Here is a 26,430-nt window from a genome sequence, read left to right as displayed (position 1 = left end):
TCGGGACCGTGTCCGCCACGGGTTCTCCCAGGCCGGCGGCTCCTACGCCGGCTCCGGTACCGGCGCCGGCAGTGTGCCCGTCGCGATGTCCGCGGGACTGACGCCCTCCAGGATGCGGCGGACGTTCGCCCGGCCCGCCGATGGGTCCGCGACCGTAATCGCGTCGGCCGGACGGTCGGCTCCAGCGCCGCTCTTACCGCGTAATCCGCCCGCGCCGAGATCCTCATGAACCCGTTGTCGGGCCTGCGCCTGTGCACAATGGCCGCACCCGCGCCCGTCGAGGAGAACCGCCTTGGTGTTGAGCAGACGTACCTTCAGCACGATCGCCGGCACGGCAGCGCTCGGGCTCTCGCTCGGCGGGAGCGGCGAGGCGTGTGTGGCGGCCGCCACCGCCCCGACCGGCCCGGCGCCGGGCACCCCGGCCGCGGACCGGCGGAGGCACACCGTGGGCTTCGACCACTACTCGATGATCGTCGACGGCCGGCGGGTCGTGCTGTGGTCGGGCGAGATGCACCCGTTCCGGCTGCCGAGCCCGTCCCTGTGGCGGGACGTGCTGCACAAACTCCGCGCGCACGGCTACAACACGGTCAGCGTCTACGTCTCCTGGAACTACCACTCCCCGGCCCCGGGCTCCTACGACTTCACGGGCGTGCGGGATCTGGACCTGTTCCTGCGCACGGCCGCCGAGACGGGGCTGTATGTGACCCTGCGCCCGGGCCCGTACATCAACGCCGAGGTCGACGCGGGCGGCTTCCCCGGCTGGCTGACCGCCACCCGGGGCAGGGCCCGCACCGCCGACCCGGCGTATCTGCGGCATGTGGACGAGTGGCTGACCGCCGTGAACCGGATCGCGGTACGGCATCTGTACACCAGGGGCACCGGCACGATCCTGCTGTACCAGCTGGAGAACGAGTACGCGAACCATGTCACCGAGCACACCGGCCGCGCCTACATGGCGCATCTGTACCGGAAGGTCCGCGCCGACGGCATCGACGTACCGCTGTTCCACAACGACAAGGGCAGGAACGGCCACTGGGCACCCGGCACGTTCGACACGGGCGGTGAGCGCGGCCGGTGGCTCTACGGCTTCGACGGCTATCCGTCGCCGTTCAAGCGGCCACCGGACTGGGGGTACTTCGGTCGCGGCGGGCCGGAGGGCGGATCCACGGCCAGTCCACGAACCCCCGGTTTCCTCGCCGAGTTCGGGGGCGGCTGGTTCGACCCGTGGGGCGGCGCCGAGTTCCGGGGGAAGGGATACGCCGAGTCACGCCGCACCCGTGACGCGGCGTACGAGCGGCGCTTCTACCTGACCAACCTCGCCAACGGCATCACGCTGCACAACGTCTACATGACCTTCGGCGGCACCTCCTGGGGCTGGCTGCCCGCACCGGTCGTCTACACGTCGTACGACTACGGGGCCGCCCTGGACGAGGCCCGGCAGCCGACCGCCAAGCTCGTCCCCATGCACCAGATCGGGCAGTTGCTGCACCACTTCCCCGACCTGGCCAAGCTGGACCGGGCGGAGGACGTCTCCGTCGCCACCCCGGGGGTGAGGGCCTATCACCTCGTCAACCCCGACACCGGAGCGCACATCCTTGTGCTCCGCAACGACGGGCCCAGCGACACGGTCGCCGCCGTCCCGCTCGGCGGGACGACCCTCCGGGTACCGGTGCGCGCCCTGGACGCCCGGCTGCTGGCCGCCGGGATCTCCCTCGGCCGGCGGACGCTGCGCCACTCCACCGCGCAGCCCATGCTGCGCCTGGCCGCCGGTCGCCAGGACGTCGCCGTGTTCACCGGCCGCACGGGAGAGGTGACCGAGACCGTCCTGGAGTGCGCGGTCAGGCCGGCCGTCACCGTGCTGGAGGGCGCGGCCGACTGCGCGTACGACAACGGCGCCCTGCGCGTACGCGCCCGGCTCGACGGCCTCACCAGAATCGCGGTGACGGGCGGAGGAGCCGCGGCCCCCCTGCTCCTGCTGCTCGCCGACGACAGGACATCCGTACGGCTGTGGCCCCGCACCACCCCCTCCGGACCGGTCCTGGTGTACGGGCCCGCTCTGCTGCGCACCGCGGTCCTGCACGGCCCGACCGCCGCACTGACCGGCGACACGACCGAGGAGGCGGACCTGGAGGTGTGGGCGCCGCGCGGGGTCGCCGCGGTCGCCTGGAACGGGACCCGGCTGCGCACACGCGTCACCCGCTCCGGCAGTCTGCGCGCCGAACGGCGGCTGCCCGGCGCCGGCGCCGTGCGGCTGCCCCCGCTGACCGGATGGCGCCGCAAGGCCGAGAATCCCGAATCCGCCGCCGACTTCGACGACTCGGCCTGGCGGACGACCGACCTGGCCAGGTCCGCCGCCACGACCCCGGTGCCCGCCGGAGAGCCCGTCCTCTTCGCCGACGACTACGGCTTCCACTACGGGGACGTGTGGTACCGGGGCCGCTTCGAGGGCGCGGCCGGTGCCCGGTCGGTCTCCCTCTCCTACATCACCGGCACGCAGGGCCTGCTGATGGCGTGGCTGGACGGCAGGCCACTGGGCACGCACCGGATGCCCGTACCCGACGCGAAGACCGTCCGCCAGGGGACATGGACGGCGACGGCGACGTTCCCCGTCGCCCCGGGAGGCGGGTCCCATGTCCTCTCGGTCCTCGTCCGCCGTATGCAGCACGACCAGGACGGCCGGGCGGACGACACCCACAAGGCGGGCCGGGGGCTCGTCTCCGTCACCTTCGACGGCGCCTCCCCCGCCGTGCGCTGGCGGATCCGGGGAGAGGCGGCCCCCGACCCCGTGCGCGGCCCGCTCAACAACGGCGGTCTGTACGGGGAACGGCAGGGCTGGCATCTGCCCGGCTTCCGCGGCCACGGCTGGAAGCCCGCGTACTTCCCGCGCTCCGAGCGGCGGCAGGGCGTGGTCTGGTACCGGACGCGGTTCCGTCTGTCCGTCGCCCCGGGCACGGACGCGTCGATCGGCCTGACCCTCATGGACGACCCGGCCCGCGCCTACCGGGTACAGATCTTCCTCAACGGCTGGAACATGGGCCAGTACATCAACGACGTGGGCCCCCAGCACACCTTCGTCCTGCCGAACGGCGTGCTGAACACCCGGGGCGTCAACACGCTCGCGCTGGCGGTCCTGTCCGACGGAACCACGCCGTCGGGGCCGGGCAGGGTGGACCTGACGCTCCTGGGCCGGGCGGCCGGAGGAGTTCCGGTGACACCGGTGAACTCCCCCGGGCCCGCGCACTAGCCTCGCGCCGGCACCACCGGGTCCGCTGCGGTCTTCGCACTCATGGCGTCGCCTCCTGCCCGGGCGCGCCGGGAATCACTCCCGCGGCGCGCAGTTCCGCGATCTCGGCGGGGCCGAATCCCAGCTCGGCGAGGATCTCGCCGGTGTGCTCGCCCAGCTCCGGTGCCCGCTTCGCCGGCACCTTCGGCACCCCTCGGAGGGTGACCGGGCTGTTGATGGTCTCCTCCAGCCCGCTGACTCCTTCCAGCGGCACGACGATGTCGTTCGCGCGCAGCTGCGGGTCCTGCGCGGCCTCCTCCGGCGTCTGGATGAGGCTGTAGACGACGCGTTCCCGGTCCAGGGCGTCCTTCCAGTGGGCGAAAGGCCGCGAGCGGAACTCGGCGTCGAGCAGCTCGGCCAGCGCGGCGGAGTTCTCGACGAAGCCCTCGATGTCCGCGAAACGGGAATCCTCGAGCAGCTCGGGGTGCCCGATGGCCCGCGTCAGTCCCGGCCAGTGCGGGGGTGAGGCGACCAGCATGAACCACTCGTCGTCCGCGGTCCGGTAGGGGTTGATCAGCGGGTTCGCCGGCGCTTTCCGGTCGTGCAGCTCGAACGGCGTGCCGCCGGCGAGCGCACCGGCCACGAGCGTTCCGGTGGCCCAGACGCCCGCGGCGAGCAGCGACGTTCCGACGCTGGCCCCTTGTCCCGTCCGCTCACGGCGGTACAGGGCGGTCACGATCGCCGCGTAGATGGCGATCGCCGACATGTAGTCGCCGCTGCCCCAGACCGGCACCGTGGGCGGGGCTCCCGCGTCCCGGGTGGAGGCCAGCAGCCCGCTGCGCGACCAGGCGGCGGTCAGGTCGAAGCCCGGCTGTCCGGCGTCGGGGCCGGCATCGCCGAAGCCGGTGATGTCGGCGTAGACGACCCGCGGGTTCCAGGCCGCGACCTCCTCGTAGCCGAGGTGCAGCTTCTCACGCGTGCCGTGCGGGAAGTTGGTGATCACCACGTCGGCCCACTCGACGAGGCGCTTGAGGATCCCGGTGGCCGACGGGGACTTCAGGTCGATCACCATGCCGCGCTTGTTGCGGTTGGCGAGGTGCCAGCTGTAGTTGGCCTGTGCCCGGGGGCTGGGCGGCACGGAGCTCAGCCTCCGCTGGGGGTCGCCCTTCCCCGGCGGCTCGATCTTGATGACGTCCGCTCCGAAGTCGGAGAGCACGGTGGCCGCGGCCGGTGCCGCGATGAAGGAGGAGGCGTCGAGGACCTTCAGGCCGGTGAAGACGGATTCGATGGTCATGGCCGTCACCTCACGAAGGCGCTCAGGCCGCCGGTCACGGCACGTCCGACGATGAGGGTCTGGATCTCCCGCGTGCCCTCGTACGAGTAGATGGCCTCGGAGTCGGCGACGTAGCGGCCGATGTTGTAGTCGAGGATGATGCCGTTGCCGGCCAGCAGTTCCCGCGCCCAGCCCACGGTCTCGCGCATTCGCGTGGTGCAGTAGGCCTTCGCCAGGGCGGACTGCTCGTCGCGGTAGACCCCGGCGTCCTGCAACTGGGCCAGGCGCGTCACCATCCCGCATGAGGCCGTGGCGTTGCCGAGCATCCTCACCAGCAGGTCCTGCACGAGCTGGAAGCCTGCGATGGGGCGCCCGAACTGCACGCGCTCCTTCGCGTACTGCAGCGCGATCTCGTAGGCGCCGAACATCACTCCCACCGCCTGCCACGCCACGCCGCTGCGCGTCTGGCGCAGAATGTTCGCGGTGTCCTTGAACGAGTTCGCGTTCTGGAGCCGGTTGGCCTCCGGAACGCGGCAGCCGTCGAGCACGATGTCGGCGTTCTGCACGATCCGCAGGGCCATCTTGTTCTCGATCTTCGTCGCGGTGAACCCGGGGGTGTCCTTCTCCACGACGAAGCCCAGCACGTGACGGGTCTCGGCGTCGCGGGCCCAGATGACGACCACGTCGGCGAAGGTCGCGTTGCCGATCCACCGCTTGGCGCCGTCGAGGATCCATTCGTCGCCGTCGCGGCGGGCGGTCGTCTGGAGGCCGCCGGCCACGTCGGAGCCGCCGTGCGGCTCGGTCAACCCGAAGGCGCCGATCTTCTCGAAGCGGCTCATCGCGGGCAGCCACCGCCGCTTCTGTTCCTCCGAGCCGCAGGCGAGGATGGTGCCCATGGCCAGGCCCGTGTGCACGCCGAAGAACGTCGCCACCGACGCGTCGGCGTGCGCGAGTTCCAAGGACATCAGGCCCGCGAAGAGGTTGCTCGGCCTGGGTTCCGGCGAGTCCGGGTCGGCCCAGTCCATGATGCCGAGCCCACCGAAGCCCTCGACGAGCTGGAAGGGGAACTCGCCCCGTGCCCAGTAGTCGTCGACGATCGGGGCCACCTGCGTGCGGAGGAACTCCCGGAGGGCATCGATCTTCTCCCGTTCCCCGTCCGGCAGCAGTTCCTCGTAGGCGTAGAAGTCGGCGGGCAGCAGCCCCCTCTCCAGATGGGGACCGGACGGTGTCGGCAACATCGCCGCGACGCTCATCGCATTCTCCCTCGGGCACGGATCGGCAGCGGGTCGGGGATCCGCAACGGTGGGCGGTGCTGCCCCGCGCTCGGCTCCCCGGCGCGATTGAACGCGGATCCGGGGCCGGTTCCGCGGTCCCACGCCGTGCGTGGGCGCGGTCGTCGCCGCGCACCACCCCAGTGGTCCGGTCGTGGCCCGGGGAGGACGGCCTCCCGCCCTGCGGCCGGGCAGGTCGGCGGGTGGTCAGCCCGCGAAGGCGGGCTGCGGCAGGCCCTTTCCGGCGCCGGGCACGACCAGGAGCGAGCCGGAGAGCGGATGCGGCGCCTCCAGACCGGCGCGGGCCGAGGTCACGTAGAGGTCCGACAGGTCCGGGCCGCCGAACGCGCAGGCGGTGGGGCGGCGCACCGGCAGCCGCAGGACGCGGTCCAGCTTGCCTGCGGGGGTGTAGCGGTGGATCGCGCCGCCGTCCCACAGGGCGACCCAGACACAGCCGTCGGCGTCGACGGTCAGCCCGTCGGGGAACCCGCGGTCGATATGGGCCAGCGGCCGCCGGCGGGCCGGGAGGCCGTCCTCCCCCACGTCGAAGACGTCGATGCGGCGGGTGGGTGAGTCGATGTAGTACATCAGCCGGCCGTCGGGGCTCCAGCCGGTGCCGTTGCTGACGGTGACGTCGTCGAGGACGGTGCGGACCGTGCCGTCGCCGGCGATCCGGGTCAGAGTGCCGCCGCCCGGCGCCTCGTCGTAGCGCATGGTGCCGGCCCACAGCGAGCCGTCGGGGGCGACGGCCGCGTCGTTGCCGCGGCGGCCGGGGACCGGATCGCGGTGCAGCCGGCGGAAGCCGCCTCCGCCGGGACCGTAAAGGGCGACGCCGTCCCGGAGGTTGACCACCAGACCGCCGTCCGCGCGCGGCTTGGCGGCACCCACGTGCTGCCCGGTCGCCATGACGGTGCGGCGCCCGCGGGCGGGGTCGTAGGTGTGCACCCGGCAGCCCAGGATGTCGACCCAGATCAGCCGCCCGGCGGCGGTGTCCCACGTCGGGCCCTCGCCGAGGTCCGCGTACTCCCGTACGGCGATCTCGTACGACGTCACCTCGTACGACGTCACTCGGCGCCCCGGTGGCCGAGCCGCTCGGACAGTTCCACCGCACCCTTGACCACGAGCCGCTCCAGCTCGGCGCGGCGCTCGTCGCTCCAGCGGATCATCGGCACGGAGATGGAGAGCGCGGCGACGACCTGTCCGGTGCGGTCGCGCACGGGGGCCGCGACACAGCTGACATCGGGGTTGGACTCGCGGGTCTCCAGGGCGATGCCGCGGCTACGGACCCCGGCCAGCGCCTCGTGCAGGACCGCCGGGTCGGTGATGCTGTCGGGGGTCATCGCGACCAGTTCGGCGTCGTCCGGGATGCGAGCGGCCAGCTCCGGCTCGGGGAGGGACGCGAGGAGCATCTTGCCGACGGACGTGCAGTGGGCGGGCAGCCGGCGGCCGACGGCCGACACCATGCGCACGGCGTGTGTGGAGTCGACCTTGGCGATGTAGATGACGTCGGTGCCCTCGAGGATGGCCACGTGCACCGTCTCGTCGCAGGTGTCGGCGACCGAGCGGGCGACCTGCTGGCCCTCGGCGGCGAGGTCGAGCTGCTCGGCGTAACGGCTGCCGAGCTGGTAGGGGCGCACACCGAGCCGATAGCGTCCCGGCTGCCCCGGCACGGGGACGATGTACGAACGGGCGGCGAGCGTGGTGACGAGCTCGTGCACGGTGGTGCGCGGCAGCTGGAGCCTGCGCACGATGTCCGGGGCGGAGAGCGTGCCGTCCCCGTCGAGGAAGAGCTCGAGTATGTCGAGAGCCCTGGTCACGGCAGGTACGAGGCGTCCCACGACCGGTCCCCTCTCTATGTTCGAAATTTCAACTGGAGATCGGCATGACGAACACAGGCTAGTCACAGGGGGCTTGGTTGGGCAATGGCCGTGCGAGGCGTGGGGCGGGGGTCTTTCGCGGTCGAGTGGGGAGGCGGCGCCGACGGGTCCCGCGGCAGTCAACGGCGCGTGCCCGTCTCTCCCAGCTCTCCTCTGAGGCGCTGCGCGCGCAGGACCAGTTCCAGTTCGAAGCGGCGGTCCGGGTCGTCGACCTCGTCCCCCCACAGCTCCCTGATCTGGCGCAGGCGGTAGCGGACGGTCTGCGGGTGGACGCTCAGCCGGGCGGCCACCTCCGGCGCCCCGCCCCGGGTCTCCAGCCAGGCCAGGAGCGTCTCCGCGAGCCTGCGCGCATGGGTCGGCCCGCACTCGGCCAGCGGCGCCAGGCAGCGCACCGCCAGATCGTCGATCAGCTCCTCCGGCTGGAGCAGCACCAGTGCCTCCGTGTGCTCGGTGCAGAGCAGTACCTCCCCGCCGGGCAGCAGCCCCCGCTCCATCAGCCCCACCGCCGCCTCGGCCCAGCGCAGCGACTTCGCCGCGTCGGCGAGCGGTACCGGCGGCCCGATCGCCCCGGCCCATCCGCTCAGCGCCCGGTGCAGCAGTTCCGGCCGTCCCGCCGCGTCCGGCTCCGGTACGACCATGTGCGGCCGCTCGTACTCCATGTCGAGGAGCACGCCCTGGCCGACCGCCGGTGCCACCGCCTCCCGCGCCGGGCGCAGCAGCACCCCCACGGCGACCTTCTCCGGCAGCGGCCAGCCCACCCGTGCCGCCCGCTCGGCGAGCGCGTCCGCCCGTTCGCCGCGGTGGTGTTCGGACAGGAGAAGTTCCATCAGCCGCCGCTGGAGCCTCAGGCGCTCGCCCGCCCGCCGGGCCGCCGCCTCGGCGTAGCCGCGCAACGACTGGTCGACCAGGCCGTCCAGGTACTCGTATCCGGCGTCGACGAGCTCGTACATCGCCGGGGGCGGGATGTCGACCCGCTGCCCGATCTCGGCGAAACGCCGCCAGGCGAGCCGGACACCGAGCCGGTAGATCGCCTGGAGCGCGTCGAGGCTGCGGCCCTCCAGGCCCTCTCCGCGCCCGAACTCCTGGAAGACCTCGGGGTGCACGCGCGGGCGGTCCGCCGACTCCAGATGCTGGACGAAGACCTCGATGGCACGGCGGATCCCGACCAGCGCCATGGGTTCGCCGGAGTCGTCGAGCACCACCGGCAGATGCGGGTACTCCCGGCGGATCTCCCGCAGGATCTCCTCGGCGAGCGCCGGTGCCTCGGCCATGGCCAGCGCCGTGAACCGCCGCACCTGGGAACGGGGCACTTCGCTCCAGGCCGAGCGGACCGTGACGGTTGCCGGGCGGGCGGTCACGGATCAGCGCTCCTGGCCGGTGTTCTCGTACGTGATCAGCGGTGTGTTCGGCTGCTCGGGCGTCGCGTCGAGAAGGGCGACGATGCCGAGCGCGGCACCGACGGCGAGCGCGGCGGCGGCCGCCATGGTCAGGACGGCGGCGAGAAGTCTGGACATCGCAGGGTAAGCCTCTCTGTCGAGGTCGTCCCCCACCCCCGTGCGCCGCGCGATCCCGGCCGATCACTCCGCGGCACCTGCCCTGCCGGTCCCGTACCGACAAGTACTCAGTTTCAACAGGTGATTGACACTCCGTCAAGAGGCGCCTACGGTTCCCGGCCCAGACCGCACGCGCACTTTCCCCTTGGTGCCGGCCCACCCGCAACCCTCGTGGGCCGAGCCGTCTCACGCCCCTGGAGTGCCCGGATGCGCCGTAGAGTCCGACCCGTCTCCCTGGTCCTGCTGGGCCTCGGCACCTTCCTGCTGGTGCTGGCCCCGCTGCTCGCGTGGTACGTGGCTCCGCGGGCCGCCGTCAATCCGATCGACATCGACGAGACCGCCGTGTACACCGGCACGGGCAGCGTCTTCGACGCCGGCGAGGTGCGGACCGTCGCCGGTCAGCGGATCACCGTGACCCAGCGGGTGCGCGGCGACGTCGCCGACAGCGAACGCAGCGGGGCCGCGGTGTGGGACGTGACCACCACGGTCGACACCGACGGGACGCGGCCGGCCGCCGACCCGCACAACGCGCTGGAGTTCCTGCCCGCCCGCTGGGTCATGAACCGCACGACCACCAAGCCGGTGCACTGCTGTCGCGAGAAGCCCTACTTCGAGGGTGACGCGTATCTGAAGTTCCCCTTCGATGTAGGCCGGCGCGCCTACCAGTGGTGGGACGACTCCCTCGGCGCGACCGTGACCCTGCACTACGCCGGCACGCGGAAGATCCAGGGATACCCGGGCTACCGCTTCACCGGCACGGTCGCCCCGGCCCGGGTCGGCACCCGGCTGGTGCCCGGTGTGCTGGTCGGCCGGTCCGCCAGCGGGCAGGTGGCGGCCGAGGAGTGGTACGCCAATCACGGCATCGAGCTGGTCGTCGACCAGCGCACCGGCCGGGTGATCTACGCGCAGGTCGGCCCGCGGCGTACGCTGCGCGCTCCCGGTTCGGCGAAGGACTCGGTGGTCCTCCTGGACAGCCGGAAGATCGCCTTCACCACGGCGACGCAGAAGGACCAGGTCCGGCAGGCCAGGCGGGAGAGCGATCAGCTGCGGCTGCTGGGCGAAACCCTGCCGGTCGGTGCCGCGGCGGGAGGGTTCGCCCTCGCCTTGGCGGGCGGTGTGTGGCTGGTACGAGGGCGGCGGGATCCCGAAACATCCGGGATGTCCGAGACGGAGGGCAGTATGTGATGAGCCGTCAGCTTGAAAACGACCCGAATTTGTCACCCCGGTGAGTAGCCTCCGGCGGACCGCTGGGCGAAAACTGTCCACCCCCACCCGAGCACGGCCTGTCCGCACCGGTGACGCAAGGAGAACCGCGACAGAAACGGAGCAGACGCCTCGACCCGGACCCGTAAGACCCCTGCGGCCCGAACGGGCCCGAACGGGCCCGCAAGACCCGAACGACGCGCACGCCCCGCAGGACCCCGAACCACACGCACAACCCGCGCAGCTCGTATGCCCCGCACGACCGCACGGCTCGCACGACCTGCACGACTCGATACCGGCCGACCACACGCCACCCCCCACCATGCGCCACCCCCCACCTCGCACCGCCGGCACCGTCAGTCCCACGGCGCACCGCCCGGTATCCCGCGCACTCCCCGTACCGGCCGCCCCGCGCACACGGCCACGGCGCCCCCCGCACCGGGCGCCGACCGCGGCCGCGCCGGCGGCCGGGCGGTGATCCGCACCGCCCTGCCCCCACGCCGAGTTCCGCACCCCGAGACACGAGTTGGAGCACCCATGCCCCAGCACGTCCCGTCCCCGCTGCGCGCCGCTGTCCCGCGCGCCGCGCAGCACCCCCCGGCGCTCCCCCCACACCCGCGCCGCATCGTCTTCCTCGCCCGACGAGATCTCGGCAACCCGGCGGCGGGCGGCTCGGAACTGCTGGTCGACCGCCTCGCCGACGGACTCACCGGCCTCGGCCACCAGGTCACCCTGCTGTGCGGCGGACCCGCCTCCCCCGCCGCCGACCACGCCCGGGCCGGCGGTAATCCCCTGCGCGACTACCGGGTCCTCTCGGCGGGCGGCGACCTGGGCCACTACCTGCGCGCCCGGCCCGCCCTCCACCGCCGCGTCGGCGACTGCGACCTGCTGGTAGAGGTGTGCAACGGTATGCCGTACCTCGCCCCGCTATGGCACCACGGCCCCACCCTCTGTCTGGTCAACCATGTCCACACCGACCTGTGGCCCATGCGGTTCGGGGGCCCGCTGGCGCCCGCCGCCCGGATCGGCCGGCGGCTGGAGCACTGGGCGCTGGCGGGCGCGAGACGTGAGGGCCTGCTGGTCGCGGTCTCCCCGTCGACCGCCCACGCGCTGCGCGCGATCGGCGTCGAGCGCGAGCGGATCCGGGTCGTGCACAACGGCGTCGAGGAGCCTGGGCCGCTCGAGCCGAAGGCCCCCGATCCGCTGTTCGTGGCGATGGGACGGCTCGTCGAGTACAAGCGGATCGATCTGCTGCTGCGGCTGTGGGAACGGGTGCGCCCGGTCACCGGCGGACGCCTGGTGATCGTCGGGGACGGGCCCGAGCGGCAGCGCCTGGAACAACTCGCGGGTTCCGGCGTCGAGTTCGCCGGTCATGTCACCGAGGCCGAGAAGCACCGGCTGCTGTGCGCCGCCTGGATGCTGCTGCACCCCTCCGCCGTCGAGGGCTGGGGCCTCGTGGTGACGGAGGCGGCCGTACGGGAGACCCCGGCGATCGCCTTCGACGTGCCCGGCCTCAGGGACTCCGTGGTGGACGGCGAGACGGGGATGCTGGCACGCGGGGAGTCGTCCTTCGCGGCCGCCTGGTGCACCCTCGCGCTCAGCAGCGACCACCGCCGGCACATGGGCAAGGCGGCCCGCGAACGCGCGGCCCGTTACCGCTGGCACCGTACGGTCCAGCGGTTCCGGGCGGTGGCGGCAGAGGCGGTGAGGAGCTGGGCGCCGTGACGGCGGCGAACGGTCCGGGCGCGGGAGCGAGAGCGAAAGGCCCCGACTCCGGCCTCAAGGATCCCTCCATACGCCGCTCCCTGGCCCTCTTCCGCGCCTTCCGGCATGAGCAGCGGGACCCGGACGCCTGCTACTCCCTGCTCGCCCGGGACGCCGCCGACCAGGTGGAGGCGTACGGCGGTCCGGTGCGGGAGCGCACGGTGGTGGACGTCGGCGGCGGGGGCGGCTGGTTCACCGAGGAGTTCCGGCGGCGCGGCGCGCTCGCCTACCTCTTCGAGCCGGACGTACGGGAGCTGGGGACCAGGCCGCCGGACGGGGCGGTGATCGCCGACGGCTATCTGCTGCCCCTGACCGACGGCGCGGCCGACGTCGTCTTCTCCTCCAACGTCCTCGAGCACGTGGCCGATCCGGAAACCTTCCTCAGCGAGCTGGTCCGGGTGACCCGGCCCGGCGGCCTGATCTATGTGTCGTTCACCAACTGGCTGTCCCCGTGGGGCGGTCACGAGTGGGCTCCCTGGCACTACCTGGGTGCCGATCGGGCCCGCGCCCGCTACCGGCGCCGCACCGGGAAGCCCGCCAAGCACACCCTCGGCGAGAACCTCTTCGCCGTGCACATCGGCCCCACCCTGCGGCAGGTGCGCGCCCGCGACGACATCACGGTGGTCTCGGCGCGCTCCCGCTACTGGCCGTTTCTCGCGTCCGCGGTCGTCAAAGCGCCGGGGCTGCGCGAGTTCGCCACCTGGAACCTCCTTCTCATCCTCCGGCGGTGTCCCCCATGACGACCACGGTCCAGGCCCCTCCCCCGGCAGCCGTCCGCACCACCGCGGGGAGCGCGGGCCCGCCGGAGGGTCCCCGCTCGAGGGGCTGGCTGCTCGGCTTCTGGGCCGTGGTGTTCGTGCTGTTCCTGGCGGTGCACCCGGGGCGGCAGACCTTCGACACCAAGCTCGGGGTCACCGTCGACCCGTGGCGTTTCCTGTCCGACCTGGGCCAGTTGTGGCACGACCGGGGCGGGTTCGGCGGCATCCAGGACCAGTACACCGGCTATCTGTGGCCGATGCTGCCGTACTACGCGCTGGCCAAGGCGGTCCGGCTGCCGGTGTGGTTCGCGGAGCGGCTGTGGATGTCGATCGTCGTGTCGGTCGCCTTCTGGGGCGCGCTGCGGCTGGCCGAGCGGCTGGCCGTGGGCACCCGCGCCTCCCGGCTGCTCGGCGCGGTGGCCTACGCGCTGTGGCCGGTGTTCACCGTCGTGATCGGCTCGACGTCGGCCGCCGCGCTGCCCGGTGCCTTCCTGCCCTCGGTGCTGCTGCCGCTGACGGACGAGCGGTACGGCGCCCGGATCGCCGCCTTCCGCTCGGCGCTGATCGTGCCGTTCATGGGCGGGGTCAACGCGGCGTCGACCCTGGCGTCCCTGCTTCCCGCCGGCCTCTACCTGCTGTCCCGGCCGCGCGGGCCGCGGCGGCGCAAGCTGATCGGCTGGTGGGTGCTCGGCGTGGTCCTGGCCACGGCATGGTGGGTGGTCCCGCTGCTGGTGCTCGGCGTCTACGGCGAGAACTTCCTGCCGTACGTGGAAAGCGCGCAGACCACGACGTCCACCATGTCGGCGGTGGAGTCGCTGCGGGGGGCCGGGAACTGGGTGGCGTATCTGCACTTCGGTGAGGCGTGGCTGCCGGCCGGCTGGACCGTGGCCTCGTCGGTCCTCGTGATCGTCTGCTCGGCGCTCGCGGCGGGGCTGGGGCTCGCGGGCCTGGCGAGACGGGACATGCCGGAGCGGCGATGGCTGGTGCTGACCGTGCTGGTGGTCGCGCTGGTCACGCTGGCCGGGTACGGAGGGGCGCTCGGCGCGCCCTTCGGCGGAGTCGTGCGCGACTGGCTGGACGGCTGGCTGTCCCCCTTCCGCAACATCTACAAGTTCCAGACGGGCACGGCTCTGGCGCTGGTGCTCGGTCTCGTCCATCTCGTGGGCATCGCCGCCGACCCCCGTGGGGCCCGCCCGGTCCGGGGGCGCCGGTTCGCCCCGCTGATCGCGGCGGTCCTCGTCGTCCCCGGACTCGCGTCGCCGTATCTCAACGGCTCGATCCTTCAGCCCGGTTCCTTCCGGCAGCTGCCGAAGTACTGGCAGAGCACGGCCGACTGGCTGAAGAAGTACTCCCCCGACTCCCGTGACCTCGTCGTCCCGGCGACCGCGCACGGCCTCTACTCCTGGGGCTCCCCCGTCGACGAGCCCCTCGATGTGCTCGCGGACTCCCGCTGGGCCGAGCGGGACTTCGTGCCCTTCGGCACCGCCGGCAACCGGCGCGCGATGGACGCGGTCGAGCAGGCCCTGATGACGGGCGGTGACATCCCCGGGCTCGCCGACTATCTGAGCCGGGCCGGCCTCCACTACGTGATCGTCCGCAACGACCTCGACCCGGACCAGATCGGCTACGTCCCGACGGCCACCGTGAAGCGCGCCCTGGAACAGTCCGGCTACCGGCGGGTGACCGGCTTCGGACCGGTGATGACCGGGGGGCGGATCGCGCACGGCGCCCCGTTGCAGGTCGAGGGCCTCTATCCGCGCCTGCGGGCCGTGGAGATCTACGAGCCGGTGGGCACGGACGTGCAGAGGCCGGGTCCGGCACGGCTGCTGCCGGTCGCGGACACCGCCGTCGTCTCCGGCGGCCCGGAGGCGCTGCTGCCGCTGGCCGCCGACCCGGTGATGCGGGGCCGGGCCGCGGTGCTCACCGGCGACAACACCCCCGGCCTGGGCACCTCCCCGGTGCAGGTGGTGGGCGACGGCCTGCGCCGCGCCGACACCCGCTTCGGCCTGGTCGACGCCAACACGTCGTACACGTACACGCGCGACGAGAAGAACGCCCCCGGCGCCGCGCAGGACCCCGGCCGGACGCCGCACCAGATCCTGCCGACGACGGGTCTCGGCCATCAGACCGTCGCCGAGCTGCGCGGCGCCCGCTCGGTGACGGCGTCCTCCAGCGGCAACTGGCTGTTCCATCTGCCGCAGTACGACCCGGTGAACGCCTTCGACGGCAACCCGGACACGGCCTGGGCGGAGGGTGCCGCCGGTTCGGCGGACGGGCAGTGGCTGCGGATCACGTTCACGCGGCCGGTGGACATGCCGTCGTCGTTGAAGGTGACGCCGCTGCCGCAGGACGGGGTCCGCGCGGCGGCGACCCGGATCCGGGTGGAGACCGCGAGGGGCTCGGTGAGCGGCTATCTCCACCCCGACGGTACGACGCAGACGGTGAAGTCCCCCGCAGGCTCGACCGGTTGGCTGCGGATCACGATCCTGGACTCGGTGCGGCACAGGACCGGCCTGACGGGTGCGGGCTTCTCGGAGATCAAGGTGCCCGGGGTCCAGGTGACCCGCCTGCTCAGGCTCCCGACGGACGCGGACGGGTCCGACGCGAGCGCCGAGATCGTCTCCCTGCACCGTGCCACCGACCCGACCGGGCTGTCCGCCACGGGCACGGAGGCCGGCCTGCACCGGCGCTTCACGACCTCGGTGGCGGGAGCGTTCGAGGTGAGGGCGAGCGCGGTGCCGGTCACGGGCGAGGCACTGGACAAGCTGCTGTACCAGGTGGCGCCCGGGCAGCAGGGCCGCATCACCGCGACGGCCGACTCCACGGCGGAGCTGGGCGCCGGCCTGTCGGCCCGCAACCTCACCGACGGCGACCTGACCACGGCCTGGATCGCCGGGGACAGACCGACGATCCACCTCGACTGGCCCGGCAAGCAGCCGGTCGGCTCCATCGTGCTGGCCGCCGCGGGCGGACTGTCGAGCCGTCCGACGAAGGTGGAGATCAGCTCCCCGGATGGCGCGACGATCGCCGGCGTCGACGAGAACGGCTGGGCCCGCTTCGATCCGATCACCACCGACCACCTGGACATCACGGTCCTGCAGACGGCTCCCGTGACCCTCCACAACCCGGTCGCGAACGACGATCTGCGCCTGCCCGTGGGCCTCACCGAGGCGTACATCCCCGCGCTCGAGCAGTACCGCACGCCCCAGCCGTCCGTCACACGGACGTTCTCGCTGCCGTGCGGTCAGGGTCCCGTGCTCGCCATCGACGGAGAGCTGTACGAGACGGGCGCGAAGGGGACCGTACGCGATCTGGTGGAGCGCCGGCCGGTAGCGCTGACGCTGTGTCAGCAGCACCGCGCCGATCCCTCCGTCCAACTGCCCACCGGCGCGCACCGGGTGGAGGCGGGCGACGCCGGCCCGCTGACGGTGACGGACGTGACGCTGACCCGGGGGACCGCCACCGAGCCGGAGGCCGCAGGCCGTGACCTGCGGATCGCCGACTGGCTGGGCGATCGCCGCGAGGTGACGGTCGGCTCGGGCGCGGCCTCGTACCTGACCACCTACGAGAACTACAACGAGGGCTGGGAAGCCACGCTGAACGGCAGGAGGCTCACACCGGTGCGGCTGGACGGCTGGCAGCAGGGCTGGCGGATTCCGGCCGGGGCCGGCGGCACGGTGAAACTGTCGTACGCGCCCGCGACGACGTACCAGGCCGGGCTGATCGGCGGCGGGGCCGCGGTGGCGGTGCTGGCGTTCTTCACACTGTGGCGGCGCCGCTCACCGAACCCGGACGGGCCGTCCGTGGCGCCGCCGGGCGCCGGGGTGTGGCTCGGCACGGTGGTGGTGACCGTGGTCGGCATCGTGATCGCGGGGCCGTTCGCGCTGCTGGTTCCGCTGCTGGCACTGGTGGCCCGGTGGCGGCACGCGCTGCTGGTGCCGATCGCGTTCCTCGCACTCGCGGGGGCGGGGATCGCGGCGGCGACGGGGGCGGGATCGCCACCGGGGGCCGGGCTGGGCGCGTTCGGGCCCGCGGCCCAACTCCTCGCGCTGATCGGGTTGTTCGCGGGCCTGGTGAGCGTTCAGGAGCCGGACGCGCCGGGGTCGACGGCGGTGCTGCCGACGGTGGGCACGGCCCCCACCTCGGCGGAGGCACCGACGCAGCCCCTGCCGCGCCGGAAGCGGGGCGCGAGCCGGCCGCCCGGCGAGCCGGAGCCGTCGGCCGGGCGGTGGTCGTTGCGCAAGCCGAGGCCCGGGGCGACAACGCCCGGGGAACCGGACGACACCCGGGGGGAAGGGGCATGACCGCGCTGGGGCACCACGCCGGGGATCCCGTGCGGCGGCCCGTCCGGATCCCGTTTCCCGTGGTGGACGAGGTGGCCCGGCACTGTCTCCAGGAGGAGGAACCGGAGACGGTCCTCATCGAGGTGCACCTGCCGGGCAGCCTGGACCCCTCCCGCCTGCGCAAGGCGTTCGCGGAGGCCCTGCACCGCCACCCCCGCATCCTGATGCACCAGGCCCGCCTCCCCTGGTACGCCCGCCGCTATGCGTGGGAACTGACGGGGGACCCGGAGGTCGAGGCGGTGACCTTCTCCCCTCCCGGCCCGGACGCCCTCCGGGAGGCGAGGGCGCGGGCGCTGTCCCAGGCCCCGCCGCTGGCCCTGTCCCCGCCGATCCGCCTGGAGGTGGTGCCCGGCCCCTTCGCGGGCGACGGTACCCACGGCACGGTCCTCGTGCTCACCGTCCACCACACGGCCCTGGACGGCCCGGCCTGCCTGCGCATTCTCGCGACGGCCGCCGAACTCTACGGCGGCCGCGACCACTCCCCCGCCGCTCCGCCCGTACGCCCGCCCGAGGCCCCGGACCGGCCGGCAAACACCCCCTCGCCGTGGGTCCGGCCCGCGCGGGTGGCGCCCGGAAACCCGGAAACCTCCCCCGGCAACGGCCTCCTCGTCACCGAACTCCCCGTCCCCCACCGCCCGAAAGCCGCCCCCTACACCGTCAACGACCAGCTCATGGTGGCCACCGCCCTGACCGTCGCCCGCTGGAACGAGGAACACGGTGCCCGGCCCCGCCCGATGCGCATCACCATGCCCGTCGACGACCGCCCCCGGGACGCCACCATGCCGATCGGCAACGGCACACGCCTCGTCGAAGTGCCCTTCTCCGCCGAGGAGCTGACCGACGGCGACCTCCCGGCCCTGCTCCGCCGCACCGCGCGACGGACCCGTGCCCTCAAGTCCCTGCCGCGCCCCCAGCTCGGTCACGGCGCCGCCCTGCTCACCGCCCCCGTCGTGCCCGTCGTCTGGCGTGCCGCCGCCGTCCGCGCGCTGCGCCGGGCCGCGGTCCCCTGGACCTCGACCACGCTGCTCAGCAACGTCGGCCGCATCCCGTATCCGATGGATTTCGGGGCGGAGGCGGGCCGCGCGCACGCCGTGTGGTTCTCGGCCCCGGCCCGCATGCCCCGCGGCCTGACGTTCACCACCGCCTCCACCGACGGCCGTCTCCATCTCGCCCTGCGCTGGTCCCGCGCCCTGCTCGGCCCCGACGACGGCGCCCGCCTGCGCGACCTCTTCGAGCACTCTCTGCACGCGACCGAGGAAACCCCATGACCACGACCGCCCCCGTCCGCCGCGGACTGCGCGACTTCTACGAGGACCCCGCCGTACCCGTCGCCTCCGGCACCCCCCGCAGTCTGCGCCAGGCCCGGATGCTGGCCGCCGCGCTGGGCCCGGCCACCGCCGGCGCGAAGACGGTCCTGGACATCGGCTGCGGGGACGGCACCGCCGCCGCCACCGCCGCCCCCCTCCTCGCCGGTCACCGGATCGTCGGCGTCGACTGGTCCCAGGACGCGCTCAGACGGGCCCACACCCGGCTGCCGTACACGGTGCGCGGCGAACTCACCGACGGCGGGCTGCCGTTCCGCCCGCAATCGGCCGACGCCGTCCTCTTCAGCGAGGTCCTGGAACATCTCGTCGACCCGGACTCGGCGCTCGACGAGATCCGCCGCGTGCTGCGCCCCGGCGGCCATCTGATGCTCTCCACGCCCAATCTCGCCGCCTGGTACAACCGCGCCCTGCTGCTGCTGGGCGTCCAGCCCGTCTTCTCGGAGGTCAGCCTGCGCGCGATCCACGGCCGCCCCGGCAGGGAGGTCGTGGGGCATCTGCGGCTCGCCACCGCCCGCGCCCTGCGGGAGTTCGTCACCGCGGCCGGCTTCCAGGTCGTGGCGCTCAGGGGCGCGCCGTTCCACGGCGTACCGCGCCCGCTGCACCCGCTGGACCGCCTGGCCTGCGCGGTGCCGTCGGCGGCCTCCATCCTGCTGCTGCACGCGCGAAGGACGTAGCGCATGTGGTGGGGAGTGGCCGCGGCCCTGCTGGCGAACGTGCTCTACAGCTCCGGGTTCGTCCTGGAGAAGAAGGCCCTCGCCGCGCTGCCCGCGGTGGACTTCCGCCGCCCGGCCCGGCTGCTGCGCCTGGTCCTGGGCAGTCCGCTGTGGATCGGGGGGGCGCTGGCGCTGGCCGCCGGTTTCGGGGCCCAGCTCGCCGTCTACCGCACACTGCCGATCGCCGCAGCCCAGGGCATCTTCGTCTCCGGACTGGTGCTGCTGGTGCTGCTGTCGTCTCGGCTGCTCGGCGAGGAGACCTCGGGGCGGGAGCGGTACGCGCTCGGCGCCATCCTGCTCGCCCTGCTGATGGTGGTGCTGTCGCTGCGGGAGGGCTCCGACACGGTGAGCCGCAGCGCCCCGTATCCGCTGATCCTCACGGTCTGTGTGCCGACGCTGGCGCTGGGGGTGTGGCTGTACGGGTCCGCCGAACGGCGCGCCCGCCACCGGCACCGGCTGCCGACGACGGGCGTCGAGTACGGCGTGGCGGTGGGCCTGCTGTACGGGGTCAGCTCGCTCGCCATCAAGGGGATGGCGGGTTGCCTGACGACGAGCGGGCCCGGGGACGCCGTGCTCGGCCTGGTGCGCTCCCCGTACCCCTATCTGCTGCTGTGCACCGGCGGCTTCGGTCTGGTCATGTCGCAGGCGGCGTTGCAGCGCTGCCGGGCCTCGCTGATCGTTCCGGTGTGCACCACGGTGACGTGTCTGTTCACGGCGGTGCTCGGCACGCTGTCGTTCGGCGAGGCGCTGCCCCACGAGCCGCTCCGGCTCGCACTGCGTCTCGCGGGCACGGCCCTCGCGGTCGCGGTCCTGCTGGCGATGCCGAAGCACGACACCGCACCGCCTCCCCGGCGCACCCTGACCGCGAAGGAGTTGACTCCCCCGTGAACCCGGACGACCCGCTGCTGAAGATCCTGGCCTGCCCGCTGGACAAGGGCCCGCTGCATCTGCTGCCGGCCGGCGACGACCACGAGGCGCTCTACAACCCCCGGCTGCGCCGCCGTTACCCGATCGTCGACGGGATTCCGCAGCTGCTGCCCACTTCCGGCGAGCAGGTGAGCGAGGACGAGCACGAGCGGCTGCTGAAGCGGCTGGCCCGATGACGACGGCCACCGCCCGCGTCGCCCGCTGCCTGCCCACCCGTCTGGTCGCGGCGACGGCCCGGCTGCTGTATCCGCGGTGCGAGCCGGAGCTGTCCCGGCTCGCCGACCTGTGCCCGCCCGGCTGCGGCACGGCGGTGGACGTCGGCGGCTGGTACGGCCCGTGGACGCACCGCCTGGCGAGACGGGCCCGCCGGGTGGTGACCGTGGAGCCGGTGCCCCATCTGGCCCGGTTGCTGTCCGCCACCGCCCCGGCGAACGTGCGGGTCGTCCCGGCCGCGGCCTCCGACCGCCGGGGCACCGCCCGGCTGTGGCTGCCGTCCGGCGACGCGGGCGACCGGGGCGTGTCCTCCCTGGTCCGCCGGGACATCCACGCGCACGCCGTCCAGGTGCCCTGTGTCACGCTCGACGGGCTGGGGCTGCGCGATGTCGGCTTCATCAAGGTCGATGTGGACGGCAACGAGCCGGCGGTCCTCCGCGGAGCCCGGAACATCCTGACGCGCGACCGGCCCGCCCTCTTCGTCGAACTGGAGTCCCGTATCCAGCCGATCGCACCTGTCGTCCGCTTCCTCGCGGATCTCGGCTACGCGGGCTGGGTGCTGCCCTCCCGCTCCTGGCTGCCGCTGGACCCGCGGATCCTGGAGGCGCACCAGGCGAGGACCTCGTACGTCGTCTCCCACGGCCTGCTGCGCCGCGTCCTGCCCTTCCGCGGCCCGCGCTACGTCAACTCGGTGCTGTTCCTGCCGGACGGGCGCCGGCCGTGCGTCACGCGGTTCCGGGAAGGGGACCGAAGTGGGAGGGGTCTCTGAACCCCCCGTAGTCCTCGTGCCATTGAAGCGGGCCGCCGACGATGAACCCGCGCATCCGTTCCTCCCCGATGACGTGGAGGTACACGGGTTCGGACGTGACCGGAATGCCGTAGCCGGATTCCACCTCCCGGACTTCCTCGGGGGTGCCCTCGCGGATGACGATGCCGCGATACAGCGACTCCAGCAGGAGGCCGCGCACGCTCTCGACGTAGAGGTCGACGCGTCGGTGGTTCGCTTCGTCCGCCGTGGACCGCAGCAGAAGCCGGTCGTGATGAGCGGCTGTGTAGTGCCACACCTGAAAGGTGCGCTCCGATCGGAAGATGTCGGCCATGTCTCTCCTGGCGCGCTGACGTAGGGACACAGGTGCTGTGCACCGAGCCCTCCCGGCCCGGCGCGGGTGCCGGGCCGGGAGGGCGAAGGTGCGTCCGCTAGGCGGTCGGGGGCATGTGGAGGAATCCGGAGGGAGCGTCGTCCGCGCTGTGCGACTCGTGACACTCCAGCGGCCCGCCGACGACGAAACCCGTCAGGCGGTCCTCCCCGATGACATGGAGGCGCCCTCCGTGCCGGAAGACCTCCGGACCCAGGACCGAGGTGACATGGCGCACCTCTTCCGCCGTCCCCTCACGGATCACGATCCCGTCGTACGAGGGGCGCAGGAACATCCCGCTCACACCGGCCACATGGAGGTCGATGCGGGTGTCGGACTCCGTGCGGCGCGAACTGCGCAGCAGGAGCCGGCCATGGTGGAAGACGGTGTACTGCCACACCGTGAAGGTCCGTTCAGACCGGAAGGTTTCGCTCATACCCCTGTCCGCCGCTCGTTCTAGTCCTTCTTCGGGGGCTTCGGCGGGTCGATGTCAACCTTGACGCCATTGTCGTCGTAGAACTCCACGTTCTTCCAGTCGAGGTCCCCCGTCCGGTAGTACCGCTCGATCTGGGCCATCTCCCACTCGGTGGACGACCAGTTGTCGCCCTGCCCTCTCTCGACGGCCGTGTCGAACTTCTGCTGCCACGTTCCCCCGGGCGGGTCGAAGCCCTTCAGGCTCACATACACCTTCTTGTTGCTCCGCAGCACGTCCTGCACGGCGGCCATCCACTTGGTGTACGGCTTGCCGTTCACCCGGCCGGTGATCTCCTTCAGGTCCTCGCCCATGAAGTTGTATCCGTTGTGGCGCTCGGTCTCCTCGTCGATGAACTTCGACAGCCCCAGCACCAGCGGCTTGCACTCGGAGTTGTGGACCAGCAGCGGGGTCTTCCCGGCCAGCACGTAGAACGCGTGCAGACCCTCCACCGTGAGGCTGTAGGTGACGGCCCGGCGATCGAAGGCGTGGTTGGCGAGGACGGTCGCCGTCGTCCCGCTGTCGGTGCGCAGCCTGTCGCCGGGCACCAGATCCGTGGCGGGCACCCAGGCACGGAGGTTGACGCTCCAGAAGGGGTGGTCGTAGGTGGCCGTGATGTGGCTACGGCCGCCGGTCGGGCCCCGGATGGTGAGCGCGGCGAAGTGCTTGTCGTCCTTGGTGACGATCTGCCGGGTGACGTGCCGCGCCCCGCTCTCGCCGGTGACCGGGTCGGTGGCCCGGACCAGGTCTCCGGCCTGGAGCCTGTCGATCGGCTTCCGGCTGCCGTCCGCCATGAGGACACGGGTGCCGGCCGGGAAGCACTCGCCGCAGCCGCGCTCGAGCCTCATCAGCATCTTGTAGGCGATGCCGATCATGCGGAACTTGTTCGAGACCGCCATGTCCCGGCCCAGTTGCCAGCACGCCTCCAGATCGCCCTTCTGGGCACAGGCCTCCAGCTGGCCGAGACCGGTGACGGTGTTGACGAACCAGGTGAAGTTGTCGACCAGGATCTCCAGCTGCGGGGTCTTGGACAGAACGTCGCAGTAGACCTCGTTGTGCTGGCACCAGCGTCCGGGGTTCTTGGCGGCCTCGCAGCCGACGATGCCGCACCGGTACAGCTCCTCGGCCCGTGAGCCCGGGTCCTTCTCCGCGGCCTCCTTCTTGGCCACGGCCTCACGCCGGCGCTGCTCCTCCTCCTCGCGGTACTTCTTGACCGAGACGGCGAACGCCTCGCCTGCGGCCTTCAGCGCCTCGTCCCGGCTCTTGCCGGCGCGGGCGGCGGAGGCCCTGGCCTCGGCGACCGACGCCCACGCGGAGCCGGCCGAGTTCTGGGCCAGTTCCGCCGACATGGTGGCGTCGCTGGCCGAGACCGCGGCGTCGTGCGCCGACCGGTTGGCGCGGTCGGCCGCGGCACGTGCGGTACTCGCCGACTCCGCCGCCTGCCGTGCCGAGGCCTCGGCGTCCTTGGCGTGCCGGTCGGCTTCCCTGGCGTAGTCGGACGCCGTGCGGGCGGAGTCCTTCGCCTTCGCCGCCCACTTGTCCGCATCGCCGGACGCCTTGCGGGCGTTGGCCGCGGTGGCCTGTGCGTTCGCCGCGTTCTGCTGGGCCTTGGCCGCGACCTGAAGCGCCTGCGCCACGAGCTGCTGGACCTGCTGCTGGTGGGTGAGGGACAGCATGTCCTTGCGCTGGGCGGTGTACTGGCCGGACTCGACGAAACGGCGCAGCAGGTAGGAGGGGCCCTCCAGCGCGATGCGCGCCGCGGACTTCACCTCCGGGGTGCCGCTGTCGACCAGCTGGGCGGCCTTGACCCGGTCGTCCTCGACCCGGGCCTTCGCCAGGGTGTCGGTGAGGAACGTGCGGTACGCCTCGGTGGTCCCGGCGTCCAGCGCCTTGCGGGCCCTTTCCTTGACCACGGGGCCGCCGGCGTCGGCGGCCTGCGCCACCGCCACCCGGTACGCCTCGCTGCCCACCTTGTACTGGCCCTCGTGCAGGAACGCGCTCACGGTGGCGGCATCGCCGTCCAGGGCCTGTTCGGCGCCGTCGCGCACCCCCTTGACGGCGCTCTCCTCCGCCAGCCGCTCGACGTCCGTCCGGTCGTCCTGCTGCTGGGCCTCGGTGCGGCCGGTGCGCACGTAGTCGACGACGTCCTCGGTGTCCGCACCGAGCGCCGCCTGGGCGGCGGCCCGCATCCAGGGCTTGCCGTCCTTCGCGTCGGCCAGGGCCAGCTGCCGGCCCAGCCGCGCGATCTCCTCGTCACCGGCACCGCTCCGCGCCTTCCTGGCGAGGTCGTCCGCGGTGCGGCGGCGCTGCTCGGCGTCGTCGGCCTCCTGCTTGCGCCGCGCCTCGTCGGCCTCCTCCTGCGCCTTCAGATCGCGGGCGTTCTCGATGCCGGCGTTGGTGCGGGCGAGCAGTTCCTCGGACTCCACCTGGCGGGCGAGCGTGTACACGGTCTGCGCCTGCTGGGCGGCCTTGGAGGCGGTGTCCGCCGCCTCGGTGGCGGCCTTGGCGTGCTCGGTGGAGCGCTGGGCCGCCGCGTTCGCCTCACCGGCGTGCTTGGCGGCGTCGTTCGCCGCGTCCGCGGCCTTCTTGGCGTGCGCCGCGGCCGAGCGGGCGGCGTCGCGGGCCTCGGCGGCCGCCGAGGCCGCCTTGCGGGCGAGCGACTCGGCGGCACTGGCGGCCCGGCCGGCCTCGGCGGCCTGTCGGTGCGCCTGGGCGGCGGCGGCCCGGGCGTTCGCCGCTGCGGCGCTGCCCTCTCCGGCGTACTGACTGGCGAGTACGGCGGCGTCCGCGGCCGCGGTGGCGTTGGCGCCCGCGCCGGCCGCGGAGGCGGCGGCGTCACCGGCGGCCATGGCGGCCTTCACGGCCTGGTCGGCGGCGTCGGCCGCCTTGTCGGCGCCCGCGGCAGCCGCGTTGGCCTGCTGTGCGGCCTTCTTGGCCGCGTCCGCCTGGTTCGCGTTGATCGCGGCCGCCGCGGCGGCGCTGCGCGCGTTCGAGGCGGCGTTGGCTGCACCGACCGCGGCGGATGCCGCCTGGGCGGCAGCGGCGGCGGCCACGCGGGCCGACCTGTTGGCGGCGTCGGCCGCGGCGATGGCCCGCTGGGCGGCCTTCGCGGCCCCGGCGGCGGCGCTCGCCGCCCGGTTGGCCGCGCGAGCGGCGCCGGCCGAGTCCTGCTTGGTGGCCTCGGCCTCCTGCGCGGCCTTCTGAGCGGCCTCCTTGGCCTGCTTGGAGGCCTCGATCGCCTCCTTGGAGGCGGCCTCGGCGGCCTTCGTCTCCTTGGCGGCGACCTTGCCCGCCCGCTCCGCCTGGTCCGCCAGCTCGGCGACGCCGGCGTACTCCTCGTCACGACTGCGGGCCACGAACTGGCCCACGTCCAGGAACTCGCGGACGTCGTCGATCGTGCCGCTCAGCGCGAGGCGTCCGGAGGCCTTCACCTGCGCTCCGCCCGCGGCGACGATCTGGGCCGCCAGGACGCGGTCGTCCTGCTCCTGGGCTTCGCGCTGACCCGATTCCAGGAACTTCTGTACGTCCTCCGGCGTGCCGTTGAGGGCCGCCCGGCCGCGCGCCTGGACCTCCGGGCCGCCCGCGTCGACGGCGCGGGCGACGAGCACCCGCTGATCCTGCTGGAAGGCTTCCTGCCACCCCTCCTTCAGGAAGTGGGCCAGACCGCTCTCCGGGCCGGTCAGTGCCTGGCGTACCGCGTCGAGGGTGTTCTCCCCGCCCAGGTCGCCGATCTGGGCCGCTTCGACCCGGAAGTCCTGGGTCTGCAGGTCCCCGTAGGTCTCGAGGAACGTGGCGATGTCGTCGTCGCTGCCGACGAGAGCGGCCTCCGCCGCCTCCTTGACCTCGCTGCCGCCGGTGGCCCAGATCTCCACCACCTGCTGCCGGGCGGACAGGTGGAACGGCTCCACCGTGCCGTCGGGCGTGCCGTCGGCGACGGCGGGGTACGCGGTGAGCAGACCTGCCAGGACGGCCGTTGCCGCCGCCCACGAGACGCCTCTGATGACGCCTCTTCGTTTTCGCGCGGGCGGGCGCTGACTCCGTTTCATGAAGCTCCTTGCTCGTCGGAGGAGGTGCGTTGCTTGCTTCCCGGACCTCGAAGAGGGCCGGTGGACGGGGGAGTTCCGCCGCACGGTCCGAGCGCACGGGTGCCCGGAGCAGGTGGCGGTTCCCGTCGCCGCAGAGGGCGGCGAACGGCGTCGCCGCCACGGGCCTGCGTCGAACGGGTCGGGAGGGGTGGGCGGGATGGTGGAGTGATGCGGGGTGACAGGCGTGGTGACATCCGGCAAAGGGCCGGGGGGCGGGGTGCCCTCGCCGGACCGGCGACCGGCGACGGGCGACCGGCGGCCGAGAGCGCGAAGAGGCGTCCGCCGTCCCTTGCC

At 73.1% G+C, this 26,430-nt stretch carries 19 protein-coding genes; 10 read left to right on the top strand and 9 right to left on the bottom strand.

Annotation, left to right across the window (positions count from 1 at the left end):
• Positions 1 to 292: 292 nt before the first annotated feature.
• Positions 293 to 3,244, top strand: a complete 2,952-nt coding sequence (locus LZ604_RS04680; RefSeq protein ID WP_234512832.1) for a glycoside hydrolase family 35 protein — start codon at positions 293 to 295, stop codon at positions 3,242 to 3,244.
• Between the two features lie 40 nt (positions 3,245 to 3,284).
• Here LZ604_RS04680 and LZ604_RS04675 read toward each other — a convergent pair whose 3' ends face one another.
• The 6 genes from LZ604_RS04675 to LZ604_RS04650 form a co-directional block, all read right to left on the bottom strand.
• A complete protein-coding gene (locus tag LZ604_RS04675) occupies positions 3,285 to 4,517 on the bottom strand; it encodes a CaiB/BaiF CoA transferase family protein (RefSeq protein ID WP_234512831.1) in 1,233 nt (410 codons plus the stop codon).
• Between the two features lie 5 nt (positions 4,518 to 4,522).
• A complete protein-coding gene (locus tag LZ604_RS04670; protein WP_234512830.1) occupies positions 4,523 to 5,749 on the bottom strand; it encodes an acyl-CoA dehydrogenase family protein in 1,227 nt (408 codons plus the stop codon).
• A 225-nt stretch (positions 5,750 to 5,974) separates the two neighbouring features.
• Positions 5,975 to 6,835, bottom strand: coding sequence for an SMP-30/gluconolactonase/LRE family protein (locus LZ604_RS04665; protein ID WP_234512828.1), 861 nt, complete (start codon positions 6,833 to 6,835; stop codon positions 5,975 to 5,977).
• Positions 6,832 to 7,605: an IclR family transcriptional regulator gene (locus LZ604_RS04660; RefSeq protein WP_234512826.1), complete on the bottom strand. Its 774-nt coding sequence runs from the start codon at positions 7,603 to 7,605 to the stop codon at positions 6,832 to 6,834. The genes LZ604_RS04665 and LZ604_RS04660 overlap by 4 nt, the downstream gene beginning before the upstream one ends.
• A 158-nt stretch (positions 7,606 to 7,763) precedes the next feature.
• Complete coding sequence (locus LZ604_RS04655) at positions 7,764 to 9,002, bottom strand: PucR family transcriptional regulator (protein ID WP_234512823.1); 1,239 nt, start codon at positions 9,000 to 9,002, stop codon at positions 7,764 to 7,766.
• 3 nt (positions 9,003 to 9,005) lie between these two features.
• A complete protein-coding gene (locus LZ604_RS04650) occupies positions 9,006 to 9,158 on the bottom strand; it encodes a hypothetical protein (RefSeq protein ID WP_234512821.1) in 153 nt (50 codons plus the stop codon).
• 246 nt (positions 9,159 to 9,404) lie between these two features.
• On the opposite strand from LZ604_RS04650, the gene pgfA reads away from it, so the two are divergent.
• The 9 genes from pgfA to LZ604_RS04605 all read left to right on the top strand — a co-directional run bounded on the left by pgfA (position 9,405) and on the right by LZ604_RS04605 (position 21,212).
• Complete coding sequence (gene pgfA, locus LZ604_RS04645) at positions 9,405 to 10,382, top strand: cell envelope lipid trafficking protein PgfA (protein ID WP_234512819.1); 978 nt, start codon at positions 9,405 to 9,407, stop codon at positions 10,380 to 10,382.
• A gap of 555 nt (positions 10,383 to 10,937) precedes the next feature.
• A complete protein-coding gene (locus LZ604_RS04640) occupies positions 10,938 to 12,125 on the top strand; it encodes a glycosyltransferase family 4 protein (protein ID WP_234512818.1) in 1,188 nt (395 codons plus the stop codon).
• Complete coding sequence (locus tag LZ604_RS04635) at positions 12,122 to 12,904, top strand: class I SAM-dependent methyltransferase (RefSeq protein WP_234512817.1); 783 nt, start codon at positions 12,122 to 12,124, stop codon at positions 12,902 to 12,904. Before LZ604_RS04640 ends, LZ604_RS04635 begins: the two co-directional genes overlap by 4 nt.
• Positions 12,901 to 17,226, top strand: coding sequence for an alpha-(1->3)-arabinofuranosyltransferase (locus LZ604_RS04630; RefSeq protein ID WP_234512816.1), 4,326 nt, complete (start codon positions 12,901 to 12,903; stop codon positions 17,224 to 17,226). The genes LZ604_RS04635 and LZ604_RS04630 overlap by 4 nt, the downstream gene beginning before the upstream one ends.
• Positions 17,223 to 18,533, top strand: a complete 1,311-nt coding sequence (locus tag LZ604_RS04625; protein WP_234512815.1) for a condensation protein — start codon at positions 17,223 to 17,225, stop codon at positions 18,531 to 18,533. Before LZ604_RS04630 ends, LZ604_RS04625 begins: the two co-directional genes overlap by 4 nt.
• Entirely contained in the window at positions 18,530 to 19,264 is a 735-nt protein-coding gene (locus LZ604_RS04620) for a class I SAM-dependent methyltransferase (RefSeq protein ID WP_234512814.1), read from the top strand. The genes LZ604_RS04625 and LZ604_RS04620 overlap by 4 nt, the downstream gene beginning before the upstream one ends.
• Positions 19,265 to 19,279: 15 nt before the next feature.
• On the top strand, positions 19,280 to 20,191 hold the full coding sequence (locus tag LZ604_RS04615; RefSeq protein ID WP_234513101.1) for a hypothetical protein: 912 nt from the start codon (positions 19,280 to 19,282) through the stop codon (positions 20,189 to 20,191).
• Positions 20,188 to 20,406, top strand: a complete 219-nt coding sequence (locus LZ604_RS04610; RefSeq protein WP_234512813.1) for a Trm112 family protein — start codon at positions 20,188 to 20,190, stop codon at positions 20,404 to 20,406. The genes LZ604_RS04615 and LZ604_RS04610 overlap by 4 nt, the downstream gene beginning before the upstream one ends.
• The gene (locus tag LZ604_RS04605; RefSeq protein WP_234512812.1) at positions 20,403 to 21,212 is read left to right on the top strand and encodes an FkbM family methyltransferase; all 810 of its coding nucleotides are present in this window, start codon (positions 20,403 to 20,405) and stop codon (positions 21,210 to 21,212) included. The genes LZ604_RS04610 and LZ604_RS04605 overlap by 4 nt, the downstream gene beginning before the upstream one ends.
• On the opposite strand, the gene LZ604_RS04600 is transcribed toward LZ604_RS04605, so the two are convergent.
• The 3 genes from LZ604_RS04600 to LZ604_RS04590 all read right to left on the bottom strand — a co-directional run bounded on the left by LZ604_RS04600 (position 21,169) and on the right by LZ604_RS04590 (position 26,097).
• Positions 21,169 to 21,543, bottom strand: coding sequence for a hypothetical protein (locus tag LZ604_RS04600; RefSeq protein WP_234512811.1), 375 nt, complete (start codon positions 21,541 to 21,543; stop codon positions 21,169 to 21,171). The two genes, LZ604_RS04605 and LZ604_RS04600, sit on opposite strands and share 44 nt — an antisense overlap.
• A gap of 97 nt (positions 21,544 to 21,640) precedes the next feature.
• A complete protein-coding gene (locus LZ604_RS04595) occupies positions 21,641 to 22,015 on the bottom strand; it encodes a hypothetical protein (RefSeq protein WP_234512810.1) in 375 nt (124 codons plus the stop codon).
• A gap of 20 nt (positions 22,016 to 22,035) precedes the next feature.
• Positions 22,036 to 26,097 (bottom strand): polymorphic toxin-type HINT domain-containing protein, encoded by a 4,062-nt coding sequence (locus LZ604_RS04590; protein ID WP_234512809.1) that lies wholly within the window; start codon positions 26,095 to 26,097, stop codon positions 22,036 to 22,038.
• Positions 26,098 to 26,430 lie beyond the last annotated feature (333 nt).

The organism is Streptomyces glomeratus (assembly GCF_021462825.1).
GTDB lineage: Bacteria > Actinomycetota > Actinomycetes > Streptomycetales > Streptomycetaceae > Streptomyces > Streptomyces glomeratus.
This window is presented reverse-complemented; position numbering and strand designations above follow the sequence as displayed.